Here is a 12,336-nt window from a genome sequence, read left to right as displayed (position 1 = left end):
CGCACACGTCGTCAACGAACCGCTCTCCATGCTCGCAGGCCGCGCCCTGTTCCCTGGCTGCGCGGTCGCGATGCACGCCATTGCCAAGTCGGATCCCCTCCTGCTCTGAACCGGAGGCAGAGTATGGCTACACAACAGATGCCCATTTCCATCGCCATCGTGCGGCACCAAGCCGGCTGGCGCGTCATCTCCGACGCCGGCTCGATGGGTAGCTACGCCTACCAGGTGGACGCCGAGGAAGCGGCTCTTAGGTTCGCCAGGGCTGCCAAAGGCGCCGGGCGGCCAGTCGAAGTGCTGCTGCAGCAAGCGGATGGAGAGCTGCGTCCATTCCCCGGATGAGCAGGTCCGAGGCTGAGGTTGCAACGGGATCCACCCGCGCCATCGACGCTCTGAGACCATCGCCAAGCTTCGGTTTTTGGAGGACAGGCAGCTGCCGACGGTACGGCGCCGAACCCGGATGCGCGCCCGGTGAGCCCTTAGGGCCATGGCCGCGATGCCGACGACACCAGCTTGACGACTTTGACCGTGACTGGACCCTCCATGGGCGTCAACCTCTCTGACAATGGCTCACGGCCTGTATCGAAAAGAACCCCATACGTGTGTACTGTCAGGCATTAGGATCGGCTGAAGGGGGCGCCTGAGTTCATGACAACGCCTAAGCCACATGCGCTCGGTGCGAAGACGCTCGTCATCCTGCTGAGCGTCGCGACCCTCAGCGCCTGTGCGACGGCGACGCCCTACCAGCCGAACCTCCCGCGCCAGAAGGCCAGCGGCGGATACTCCGAGCAGCGCCTGGAACCGAACCGTTGGCGAGTGACGTTTGCCGGCAACAGCCTGACGTCCCGGGAGACGGTGGAGAGCTACCTCCTGTTCCGGGCGGCTGAACTCACTCAGGCGCAAGGCTACGACTGGTTCGCCATCGCCGATCGCAGAACGGACAGGCAGACCCGCAGCTATTTGCAGACCGACCCATTCTATGGGTCGTGGTACGGGTCTCACTTTGGACACTTCGCGCCGACGTGGCGCTATCATGGAGGCCACGGCTGGAGCACCTGGCATCCTCACATGGGCAGCCCATTCTTCGCCAGCCGCATCGACGTGCAGACCATCCAGAAGTTCGAGGCCACTGCTGAGATCGTCATGGGTCGCGGCGCGAAGCCCGTGGACGATCCGACGGCCTTCGATGCGCGCGCGGTCCAGGAGAACCTCCGCCCCAGAATCCTGAGCCCGGCGCCCGAGTAGGTTCGCGGTGGAACACCGGGGTCTGCTCTAGCCGCTCTATCTCGCACGGCACATGTGGCATCCCCGTTGACGGCTCCCAAAGGATTCGCCCCGGCTGGCCTACAGGTGCGCGATAGCTGCATCCTCACAGGGGATGCGCTCTGTCTGCAGCGTGATGTGTTCGAGTTGGTAATCGTCGCGCAGACGCGACGAGACAGCCAGGCGGACGTCTTCAGCCTCCGCACCATCCACCAGCACCACGTGGGCCGAAGCGCTCGTCTGGTCCGCACCAGTGACCCAGACGTGCAGGTCATGAACGCCTGCGACGCCCGGCGTTCCAGCGATCGCCTTGCGGATTTCGGCAAGCACCACACCGCGGGGCGCACTCTCAAGCAGGATGTTCGTGCTGTCGCGCAGCAGAATCCAGGTGCGCGGCAGCACCCAAAGTCCGATCGCGATGGCGACGATCGGATCGACCCACGGCCAACCGGTCACGCGGATCACAACGGCCCCGACAATGACGCCGAGCGAGCCGAGCATGTCGGCCCAGACCTCCAGATAGGCGCCCTTCACGTTTAGACTCTTGTCCTTGCCGCCCGATAGTAGGCGCATCGACACCAAGTTGATCACGAGGCCCAGAATGGCGACGATCAGCATGCCGGTCGATTGCACCGCCTCGGGTTCCAGGATCCGCCGGATCCCCTCGACCAGCACATAGATCGCTACGCCGAACAGCAGGATCGCGTTGAATGCGGCGGCCAGGATCTCGAATCGCCGGTAGCCGAAGGTGCGGCGATCATCGGGCTTGCGCGAGCCGATCCGAATGGCGGCCAAGGCGATCGCGAGCGCTGCGGCATCGGTGAACATGTGCGCCGCGTCCGAGAGCAGCGCCAGGCTGTTGAAGACGAAGCCCGCCACCACTTCGGCGATCAGGAAGGTGCTGGTCAGCGCCAAAGCGATCGCCAGCCTACGGCTGTTGGTGTTCGCGCCCGCGTGGTCGTGTCCGGCACCCATGGATCTTGCTCTCGGTTGATCGCAGCTGCAGCGCAGCTGATGAACGCGCGAATCGCGCTGGTGGGGTCAACCTAACTCTGCCCGCCATCGCGGTTGGAAGATGACCCGAGCGGCGGACATCTGAACGAGTCGTTTCCTGCTACGTTACGCCGCGAGGAAGGAGAACGCGTCATGCTAAGGAGAAGACGCTTCACAATCGGACCCGTGTTCGTTGCCGGACTGGCAGGTCTCGCCTTGGCCGGGTGCTCGACCTACGGCGCGGGCGACTACGGCTACCACGGTTCCTCGCACCCCAACTACGGCTACGTTGCGCCCTACAGCTATGGCCGAGGCGCGATCTACGTGACGCCGCGGGCCTACGACCGTGGCCATTACGCCGGCTATAATCGGTACGGCTCGCGCGGATATCCCAGCGGCCACAACGGCTTCGGACATCTCGGGGGGCGCCGACACTAGAGGCGTCGAGAAGCGTGCTGGCATCAGAGCCAAGAAGGCCTCGCGACCCCGAGCCACCTTCTCTGACCGGGAGAGGGTGAACCGCTCTTCATCCAGGATCGCCGGAGTGGGCTGGTTCGAGGCGATCTCGAAGCCTAGGTGACTGCTTGATCTGCGCTCGGGCAAGCGTGTCAGCCAAAGCTTCGCGCCACGCCCTAGTCGTCGAAGAGGCCGCCGAGAAAGCCGCGCCGCCGGCCGTGGCCGCCTCCGTGGCGACCCCCGCCATGGTGGCCTCCGCGATATTCGTCGGAATGCCCGCCATCCCACGGCTGCCCATATCCAGGCCGCGCCGCCGGCGGTTCCGGCGCCGCCTGCGAGCCGGCTTCGTAAGCGGCGCTGCGTTCGATGATCTTGTCCAGTTCGCCGCGGTCCAGCCAGACGCCACGGCACCGCGGGCAATAGTCGATCTCGACGCCCTGTCGGTCGGACATCACCAGGTCCACGCGACACGCGGGGCAAAGCAGGCCCCCTTCATGAGGGGTTATCGAAGCAGGGGTGGGATCGCTCACGGATACTCTCCTTGCAAGAGCCCCGCCCGAAGGCGGGGGTTCGGTCTCGAAGCGTCAAGGCCTAGTGATGCCGATCATGTCGTGCGCGCGGGGCGACATAGTGGCGATCTCGCCGGCCCTCCCGGCGCGAATGACGATCGTAGTGATCAGCGTACCCGTACGCTCGGGCCCCGTGGGTATCGCCATAGTAGGCGGAACGCCCATAGGCATGGGCGTTGCCTGTGTAAGTCTGGCCATAGCCGTACGGCGCCGGGGCGACGTAACCCCCGTAGTTTTGGCCATGCCCGCGATACGCCTGCTGCCCATGGTGGGCTTGTTGATCGTAGTAGTCTTGCTGACCCCGGTAGTCGTAAGGCTGGGCCACGGCGGCTGTGCCGCCAATGACCGAGAGAGCCGCGGCGGCGGCGATGAGCACCTTCATAGACCTACTCCTTTTGCCGGTGGCGAGCCCACGCGGCGATCAGGCATCGTTAGGGCACCGGCCTGAACCCACAAGGAACGCTCCTCGTCACCCCCTGTTCATCCAAGATGCAGGCCAGCGAGCTCAGCGCCTTGATCCGGCTTACCTGTGGGAGATCGCCATGCACGTCTTCAAGTTGGCGCCAGCTTATGCGCTCGCGCTTCCGCTGGGCTGGATCGGGTGCGCGCCGACCGCAGCGCCGGCGTGCGGACCTTTCTGCTGGTCGCCAGGCTCGATGGAAGGAGCCGTGTAAGACAACAACAAGCAACAGGGTCGCGCGCTCTGTCGTGTCCCTGGTCTTGGTGTCGCTCACCGGCGGTGACGAGCCGTTCGCGCCGCGCCCTCCATTAACTGTCTTCTGTCGGGGGCGCGCTCGTGGTCTTCTTGGTTGGCGCTCTTTTCGGACGAGGGGCCGAAAGCGCCGTTGCAGAGGAACTGCGCCGTGCTTCGAAACATCCGGAAACGCCTGATCCTGGCCCTGCTGGCGCTTCTGCCAGGTCTCGTTCACGCCCAGGAACCGGATGCGCTGACTTCGGTGGGCGCCACCGACCAAGGGGCGCTGGCGTTGGAGATGGAGTCAAAACACAAGCACCATGGTCATGGATACCAACGCGTCCAGGGTGTCGTGGAGTTGCGGGAGCCCGAGCTGGAGGCCGGGCGCACGATTACGAAGCTTGAGGTCACCTTCGACTTCGACTGCAAGAGCCGACAGGTCCGGACTGTGCAGACGACCCGTCGCACCTGGAGTGGCGAATACGCCGGCACGACATATAGCCGAGAAGCGTGGCGGCCCCCGGTGGCGGACGCGGAGGCCCGCGCACTACGCCTCGTCTGCCTTGCTCCAGAGGCCTCGCCAAGCGACGCCCCGGCCCCCGCTCGCTCCAGCCCGCCACCGCGGCGGTCCGGACCCCAGGTGATCATGATGCCAAAGGGATCATCTCCGAAACCTTGAGGACGACCATGCTGAGACGCCCCGACGGGCGGCCGACCACTCGAAGGTGGGCCTGCAAACCGGCAGGCGAGTTGCCGAGCCGCGAGGAGGTCGGAGACCGTTTGCCGCCTGCAGCACCATTCCCTAGAGTCGAAGCGGGTCGCACGTCGTCGTGCCGTCTGGAGTCTGGCCGATGAACGAGATCGCCTATTCGACCGAGCTGATCATCCGTCAGCCGGTGCAGGTCGTCTGGCGTCGCCTGACCAGCTTCGACGACTACCCGAGTTGGAATCCGTATCAGAAGATCGAGGGCGAGGCGAAGGAAGGCGCCAAGGTTCGTTTTTCGGTGAACTGGGGCCATGTGGCCCGGAAATCAGTCCCGGCCAGGATCACGGCGTTCGACCCGCCAAGGCGGCTGGAGTTCACCCTCGGCTGGATCGGGTTCCGGGAACGACGCTGGATCGAACTCGAGCCCGTCGAACAGGGGGTCCGTATTCGCCATGGTGTCCGCTTCACCGGCTGGCTGGCGCAGATCGCGTTCAAGCACCAGCTCAAGACCGAGCGGCTCAAACCTTACTACGAAGCGTGGGGCGCCGCCTTGGCGGGACGCGGTCGGTCTGCCGCGCCGCCGCAAGCCGGGAAGCCGTTAAACCGACGTCAGCGTCGCGCGGCGCGGAAGAAGGCCGGCGATTAGCGCGGATTCGATGGCGCTTACAGCCGTGGCGGACCGGCGAAGGGCGCAGGACACCAGCGGTCGAGCCTCAGTGCGCCAAAAGCCAGGCTATTGGCAGGCCCTGCACAAGCTCCCGCGTGACGCCGCCGAAGACCCTTTCGCTGTACCGAGGGCGGCTGTAGGCGCCGCTCACCAGGAGATCACATCCCTCGGTTTCGGCGTGCTGCAGGATCTGTGCGCAAGCGCCAGCGCCGCCCTTGGAGAGGTGAAGATGAGTTGCGGCGACCTGGTGTCGCGCCAGATGGTCGGCGACCTGCGCCAAGCGCTCACTCCTGACCTCGTCGCCGACGCCGAGGACGACGACGCGCTCGGCGCGCCTCAGAAGCGGGAGCGCCTCATGGACGGACCGCCTAGCTTCCCGGCTGTCCTTCCACGCGACCAGGACCTGCCGAAACGGGACGCGCGGCCGGCGCGATCCGATCTGCAGAACCGGCGCGCCGGAGTGGGCGGCAAGCGCCGTCGCGTCGACCCTCGCGAATTGTCCGCTCGCCGAGGCGCCGAGGATCGCCAGGTCCGCTGTGAGCAGATGCTCGTTCAGGATCAGATTCGGATCCGAGATGCCCGAGCACCAGTCGGTGACGACCTGGCGGTCAGCGAAGACCTCGCCATGGATCGCCTGCGTGCTCTCGAGGACCTCGCCGAAGGCCAAGGCTTGAAGCGCGGACCCGCCCGCGTTGCCAAGGAGCGCTTCGTTCAGCGTCGAGGCGCGTGGCCAAGCGAACGCGGCGACCGAGAGAGAGCCGCCGTACGCCTCGGCGAACTCGGCCGCCACCTCCAGGGTCTGACGGACTGTGGGGCTGGGGGTCGCATCCACCACGATATCGGCATAGGTCATTCTCGCCTCCTGTGCGCTCGGTCAGGGTCCCCGCGGGAGTGCTCGGGGGTGTCCGTATACGGCCGCCTGCGATCGTCCGCCTTGCGAGGTGTCAACAGTACGCGGACCGCCAGCCAGTTTCGACCGTCGACGCTTGTGATCGCTGCCAGCGCGTCGCAGACTTCAGCGAAGCACCCAATGAAAGCGATCCGAAGGTATGCGGCAGAAGGTCAGTCGCGGAGCTGTGCTCCTACTCATCTTCTCGCTCATCGTGCTGGGCGGCGCATTGTATCTCGTGTGGGCCAGTCCTGACGAGCATACGCACCGCGCCGCTCGCGCCGTTTTGCCCCGGTAGAGCCTCTCGATCGCCCCCGTGTCCGGCTTCCCTGCTGAATCCGGACACGGGGCGCGGGTCGTCAACGCGGAGTCGGTCGCAAGATCAGGCGACAGATGGCCGGCAGCACGAACAGGGTCAGGGCCGTGGCTGTCACCAGTCCGCCGATGACCACGGTGGCGAGCGGCCGTTGGACCTCCGCGCCAGTCTCGGTGGCGAGCGCCATAGGCACGAAGCCGAGCGACGCCACGAGCCCGGTCATCAGCACTGGGCGCAGCCGCTCCATCGCCCCGTCGACGATGGCATGGTCGAGAGAGGCCCCCCTCTCCAGCCGCTGCCGAATGGCCGTCATCATCACCAGGCCGTTCAGCACCGCCACCCCGGACAGGGCGATGAACCCGACCGCGGCGGAGACCGAGAATGGCATGCCGCGCGCGGCCAAGGCGAACACCCCGCCCGCCAGGGCGAGCGGAATGGCCGAGAAGACCCCGAGCGCCGGCTTCACCCCGCCCAGGGCCATGTAGAGCAGGGCGAAGATCAGCAGGAAACAGAGCGGCACGACAAGCGCCAGTCGCGCCTGCGCGGCCTTCAGGTTCTCGTACTGTCCGCCCCACTCGACCCAGGCGCCGGGCGGGAGCTTGACCTCGCTTTCGACCTTCCGCTGCGCCTCGGCCACGAAGGAGCCGAGGTCGTTGCCGCGGACGTTCGCCTGCACCACAACGCGGCGCTTGCCGTTCTCCCGGCTCACTTGGTTCAGCCCTTCAGAATAGGCGAACCGCGCAACGTCGCGGAGCGGCACGGACCGCCGGACGCCGCTGCCATCTTCCGGCAGGAGCACCGGCAAGGCGGCCACGGCCTCGAGGTCGTTGCGGATGGCGTTCGGCAGACGCACGACGATGTCGAACCGGCGGTCGCCCTGGAAGACGAGGCCGGATTCCCGGCCGCCCATGGCCACGGCGATGGTGTCGGCGACCTCCTCGACGGTGAGGCCGAGGCGGCCGATCGCGTCGCGGTCGACTGTGATATCGAGGGTCGGGAAGCCCGTCGTCTGTTCGGCCTTGACGTCGGCCGCCCCCGGGACGGTCTGGAGCACGTTCGCCACCTGCCCCGCCGCCTGGGCCAGCGCATCGAGGTCGTCGCCATAGATCTTGATCGCGACGTCACCACGCACGCCGGCGATGAGCTCGTTGAAGCGCATCTGGATCGGTTGGGTGAACTCGAACACATTGCCGGTGAGGCCTTCCAGCCGCTCTTCCATCCGCGTGACGAGCTCGGCTTTCGACTCGCCCTTGTTCGGCCATTCCTCCTGCGGCTTCAGGATGATGAAGCTGTCCGAGGCGTTCGGGGGCATCGGGTCGCTGGCGACCTCCGCCGTCCCGGTCTTGGAGTAGACGTAGGCGACCTCCGGGAAGCTGGCGATCGTGCGCTCCACTTGTCGCTGCATCCGCAAAGACTGCTCCAGCGAGGTGGAGGGGATGCGCAGCGCCTGGACCGCCATGTCCTTCTCATCCAGCTGCGGCGCGAATTCCCGCCCGAGGAAGCCGAAGACCACGCCAGCGGCGACGAACACGGCGGCCGCCGCCAAGATCACGGGCCAGGGACGACCGATTGTCTTTCGGAGCAACGGCTCGTACCGCGTCTTCGCCCAGCGGATCGGGCGGACCTCCTTCTCAGCCACCTTGCCGCGGATCAGGAGGGCGATCATCGCCGGCACGAAGGTGAGCGACAGGATGAAGGCCGCGGCCAGGGCGAGCATCACTGTGATCGCCATCGGCGAGAAGGTCTTGCCTTCCACGCCGGTGAAGGTGAGGAGCGGCGCATAGACGAGAAGAATGATCGCCTGGCCATAGACCGTCGGCTGGATCATCTCCCGGGCGGCCTCGCGGGTTTCCCCGAGGCGCTCCTGGAGGGTCAGCAGCCGGCCCTCGTGGTGCTGCCGTTCGGCCAGTCGCCGAAGGCTGTTCTCCACGATGATCACCGCGCCATCGACGATGAGCCCGAAATCGAGCGCGCCCAGGCTCATCAGGTTTCCCGAGACGCCGAGCCGGTTCATGCCGATGGCGGTCATCAGCATCGACAATGGGATCACGAGGGCGGTGATGATCGCGGCCCGGATGTTGCCGAGCAGCAGGAAGAGCACGACGATCACCAGCAAGGCGCCTTCGGCCAGATTCTTCTCGACCGTCTTGATCGTCGCGTTGACCAGCTTTGAGCGGTCGTAGACCACCTGCAGGCGCACGCCCGGCGGCATGGTCTTGGCGATCTCCTCCAGCCGCTCGGCGGAGGCCCGCGCCACCGTCCGGCTGTTCTCCCCCGTGAGCATCAGAACGGTGCCGACGACGACTTCCTCACCGTTCTCCGAGGCTGCGCCGGTGCGCAGGGCGCCGCCGATCTTGACCTCGGCCACGTCGCGCACTGCAATGGCCACGCCGCCGCGCGTCGCGACGACCGCTCGCGCGATCTCGTCGGCCGTCCGCACCCGCGCGTCGGTGCGCACGAGGAAGGCCTCGCCGGCGCGTTCAACGAAGTTCGCGCCCACTGTCAGGTTGGCGGCCTCCAGCGCTCGGGAAAGCTCAGAGAAGGAGACCCCGTAGGCGGCCAGTCGAGTTGGGTTTGGCGTGACCACGAACTGCTTGTCGTAGCCGCCAATGGAGTCCACGCCGGCGACGCCGGCCACACTCCGCATCTGCGGTCGGACGATCCAGTCCTGGACTTCGCGCAGGTAGGCGGCCTGCGCGACCGGATCGGTCAGGCGCTCGCCGGTGACGGTCAGGTACGCGCCATCGGATTGCCACCCTGGCTGGCCGTCCCGGCGCGGCGCGCTGCGGCCGCCCGGATGCTCGTATTCGACGGTCCACATCAGGACCTCGCCGAGGCCGGTCGAGATCGGGCCCATCATCGGCTGGGCGCCTTCAGGAAGGCTTTCGCGGGCCTGGATGAGCCGTTCGGCGACCTGCTGGCGGGCGAAGTAGACATCCGTCCGCTCGGCGAAGACCACGGTGACCTGGCTGAAGCCGTTGCGCGAGATCGAGCGGGTGCTCTGCAGGCCCGGGATTCCCGCCATCGCGGTCTCCACGGGGTAGGTCACCAGCTTTTCGACCTCCGCCGGCGCGAGCGCCGGGGCGACCGTATTGATCTGCACCTGCTTGTTGGTGATGTCCGGCACCGCGTCGATCGGCAGCCGGACCAGATTGTAGAGGCCCAACGCCGCCACCAGGGCGACGAGGAAGACGATGGTCCAGCGGAAGCGGACCGAAAAATCCAGGATGCGGCCGATCATGACGCCACCAGCTCCCCTTTCGAATGGTTCGGCTTAATGGCCATGTTCCGCCTCGCCCTTGCCGAGTTCCGCCTTCAGCACGAAGGCGTTGGCTGCGGCGATCACATCGCCGGGCCGTAGGCCCTCCAGGATCTCGGCGCGCCCGCCGGTCCGCCGCCCGGCCGTGACCGGCTGCGCGCGGAAGCCCTTGGGCGTCCGGACAAAGACAACGGAGCGTCCCTCGACAGTCTGGATGGACTCGTCCGGCACGACGATCGCGCGGGTGGCGGAACGGGCCGAGGTCATGCGGGCTTCCACGAGCTGGCCGGGCCGGAGGTCCCCGAGAGGGCCCGTCGGGGTGAGCACCACGGTGGCGGCGCGGGTCTGCTCATCGACGGCCGGCGTGATCGACCGCACGATCGCAGGAATAGCCGTCCCGGCGGCGGCGCCGATGCTGGCGCGGTCGCCGGGCTGAATCCGCTGCATATCCAGCGCGGACACGGCGGCCTCGACCTGGATGCGGCTTGGGTCGGCGATCCGGAAGAGTTCGGTCTCAGGCTGCACGAAGGCGCCAAGGCTGGCCGACATGGCCGTGACGCGTCCACTGATGGGGCTGACCACACGCACATATCGGCCGTCTGCCGATACGTCGGCCGCGCCCGCCGCCGCCGCCGCGCGCCTGGCCTCGGCTTCGGCGGCCGCTAGAGACGCCTGTGCGGCTTCCAGGTCCTGCCTCGCCCCGACTTTCTGCTCATAGAGGCGCCGCTCCCGGGCCGCCACCTTGCGCGCGAGCTCGGCGCGAGCCGTCGCGGTGGCGCGATCGGCGGCGATCTGCGCGGCTTCGCGGCTTTCCACGAGGGCCAGGGTCTCGCCGGCGCGGACGGGGTCGCCCAGACGCTTGTTGATGCGCGCGATCGAGCCGGCCGCCCGCGCGGTCAGCGCCGCCTGCCCCGACGGTTCGGCCTCGACGGTGGCCTGGGCTCGGATCTCCGCCCCCAACCCGCCGACCGCGACGGGCTGGAGTTGGATGCCCGCAGTCTTGATCCGGGCGTCGTCCATCGCGACGACTTCGGCTTCCGCACCTTCTTCAGCGTGCCCTTCGCCTTCAGCGTGGGCCTCGCCCTCGCCGTGACCCGCCTCTCCCTCTTCGGGCGCTTCGGCGGCGGTTGGGGGTTTGGGGCTGGTGAGTTTGGCGGCGGTGAAGCCGATGCCGGTGGCGGCGACGAGGGCGGCGCCGGCCAGCAGCCAGTTGCGGTTGACGCCGGCGGTGAGGGATTTGCGGGGCATCAGGAGACTCCGAAGGGGGCGCGGCCCTGCAGCCGCGCCAGGCCCGCCTCGGCGCGCAGGCGCTGCAGCTGGGCTTCGATGGTTTGGGTGCGCGCCTCGGCCAGGGCCCGGCGCGCGTTGGTGAGCTCGACGAGCGGCGACTTGCCGGCCTCATAGGCGATGCGGGTGAGCCGGTAGGCCTCGGCCGCGGTGGCCTCGGTCTGCACGGCGGCGGCGACCCGGGTCTGGGCCGCCTCCACCTGGAAGAGCGCCGTGCGCAGCTCCGCCTCGGCGTCCAGCCGCGCCGCGTTCAGCCGCGCCTCAGCCGCCAGCAGCTCGCCCTGGGCGGCGTTGACGTTGCCGCGGTTCTGGTCGAACACCGGGATGGGCACCGAGACCCCGGCCACCACGGCGCTGGAGTCGTCGCCGCTGAAACGGCGCACGCCGGCCGAGACGGTGACGTCGGGGATGGCGCGCGTACGCTCCACCCGCACCCGCCGGGCGGCGGCTTCCCGCTCGGCCTGGGCGGCGACCACGGCCGGCACCGACAGGGCGTCGATGGTGCGCTCGAGGTTCTCAGGCGTCGGCCGCGGCAGCAGGCTTTCGGAAAGCGCGGTGAACGGCGCCGGCGAGCCGGCGAGCGCCGTCAGCCGGGCGAAGGCGCTGGCCCGGGCGGTGCGGGCCGCATCCAGGGCCGCCCGCGCCGAGGTCACGCCGGCCTGGGCCTGCAGGCTGCGCAGCTCGGCTTCCTTGCCGGCCTCCACCAGCGCCCGGGCGGCGCGCAGGTCTTCCTCCGCCAGGGTCAGCGACTCCTGCGCCAGCGTCACCCGCCGCTCGGCGGCTTCGGCCTCGGCATAGGCGGCCGCCAGCTCGAAGGCGTAGTCGGCCCGCGCCTGGACGAGCCGCGCCCGCGCCGCATCGACCCCGGCCCGGCCGGCGGCGACCCGCGCGCCGCGCTTGCCGCCGAGCTCGATCGGCAGGCCAACGGAGAACGTCGTCTCGGCCGCGCCCGTGCCCCGATAGGGGCCGGTGCCGCTGAAGTTCTCCATCTCGACCGCTGCGGTCGGGTTCGGCCGCGCCGCCGCCTGTCGCGCCAGGCCCTGGGCCTGGCGCACGCCGGCCTCGGCTTCGGCCAGCCGGGGCGCGCTCGACTGCGCCTGGGCCAGGAGGTCCCGGTAAGGCGGGGCCGGTTCGGCCGCCGCGCCGCGTCCCGACGCCCACGCGCCCAGGATCGCCGCCGCGCTCACGGCTGCATACCGCAGCCGCCCGCGCATGATGAGTGTCATGAAAGTCGCTATCC

11 protein-coding genes are annotated in these 12,336 nt (G+C 68.2%); 4 read left to right on the top strand and 7 right to left on the bottom strand.

Features of this window, described 5'->3' with window-relative positions; translation table 11 throughout:
• Positions 1–138 precede the first annotated feature (138 nt).
• Positions 139–339: a hypothetical protein gene (locus PHZ_RS20960; protein WP_148217050.1), complete on the top strand. Its 201-nt coding sequence runs from the start codon at positions 139–141 to the stop codon at positions 337–339.
• 306 nt (positions 340–645) lie between these two features.
• Positions 646–1,242: a CC0125/CC1285 family lipoprotein gene (locus PHZ_RS20955; protein ID WP_012520503.1), complete on the top strand. Its 597-nt coding sequence runs from the start codon at positions 646–648 to the stop codon at positions 1,240–1,242.
• Between the two features lie 99 nt (positions 1,243–1,341).
• Here the strand turns inward: PHZ_RS20955 and PHZ_RS20950 are convergent, their stop codons facing one another.
• Positions 1,342–2,235, bottom strand: a complete 894-nt coding sequence (locus PHZ_RS20950) for a cation diffusion facilitator family transporter (protein ID WP_012520502.1) — start codon at positions 2,233–2,235, stop codon at positions 1,342–1,344.
• 204 nt (positions 2,236–2,439) lie between these two features.
• On the opposite strand from PHZ_RS20950, the gene PHZ_RS23330 reads away from it, so the two are divergent.
• Positions 2,440–2,691 carry a hypothetical protein gene (locus PHZ_RS23330; protein ID WP_187149125.1) on the top strand — a complete coding sequence of 84 codons (252 nt, stop codon included), beginning with the start codon at positions 2,440–2,442 and terminating at the stop codon, positions 2,689–2,691.
• A 194-nt stretch (positions 2,692–2,885) separates the two neighbouring features.
• Here PHZ_RS23330 and PHZ_RS20940 read toward each other — a convergent pair whose 3' ends face one another.
• Both PHZ_RS20940 and PHZ_RS22365 read right to left on the bottom strand, forming a co-directional pair.
• Positions 2,886–3,239: a TFIIB-type zinc ribbon-containing protein gene (locus PHZ_RS20940; protein WP_012520500.1), complete on the bottom strand. Its 354-nt coding sequence runs from the start codon at positions 3,237–3,239 to the stop codon at positions 2,886–2,888.
• 61 nt (positions 3,240–3,300) lie between these two features.
• Entirely contained in the window at positions 3,301–3,660 is a 360-nt protein-coding gene (locus PHZ_RS22365) for a hypothetical protein (protein ID WP_083771055.1), read from the bottom strand.
• Between the two features lie 1,163 nt (positions 3,661–4,823).
• Between PHZ_RS22365 and PHZ_RS20935 the strand changes: the two genes are divergently transcribed.
• Positions 4,824–5,324, top strand: a complete 501-nt coding sequence (locus PHZ_RS20935; RefSeq protein ID WP_012520498.1) for an SRPBCC domain-containing protein — start codon at positions 4,824–4,826, stop codon at positions 5,322–5,324.
• Positions 5,325–5,391: 67 nt separating this feature from the next.
• Here the strand turns inward: PHZ_RS20935 and PHZ_RS20930 are convergent, their stop codons facing one another.
• From PHZ_RS20930 to PHZ_RS20915, 4 genes are all read right to left on the bottom strand, one after another.
• On the bottom strand, positions 5,392–6,198 hold the full coding sequence (locus PHZ_RS20930) for a universal stress protein (RefSeq protein WP_012520497.1): 807 nt from the start codon (positions 6,196–6,198) through the stop codon (positions 5,392–5,394).
• Between the two features lie 395 nt (positions 6,199–6,593).
• A complete protein-coding gene (locus PHZ_RS20925) occupies positions 6,594–9,791 on the bottom strand; it encodes an efflux RND transporter permease subunit (RefSeq protein ID WP_012520496.1) in 3,198 nt (1,065 codons plus the stop codon).
• Positions 9,792–9,824: 33 nt separating this feature from the next.
• A complete protein-coding gene (locus PHZ_RS20920) occupies positions 9,825–11,057 on the bottom strand; it encodes an efflux RND transporter periplasmic adaptor subunit (protein WP_012520495.1) in 1,233 nt (410 codons plus the stop codon).
• Positions 11,057–12,322, bottom strand: coding sequence for a TolC family protein (locus PHZ_RS20915; protein ID WP_012520494.1), 1,266 nt, complete (start codon positions 12,320–12,322; stop codon positions 11,057–11,059). The genes PHZ_RS20920 and PHZ_RS20915 overlap by 1 nt, the downstream gene beginning before the upstream one ends.
• Positions 12,323–12,336 lie beyond the last annotated feature (14 nt).

It is taken from the genome of Phenylobacterium zucineum HLK1 (assembly GCF_000017265.1).
GTDB classification, from domain to species: domain Bacteria; phylum Pseudomonadota; class Alphaproteobacteria; order Caulobacterales; family Caulobacteraceae; genus Phenylobacterium; species Phenylobacterium zucineum.
Note: the sequence above shows the minus strand (reverse complement) of the source record. Positions and strands in the feature narration are given on the sequence as shown.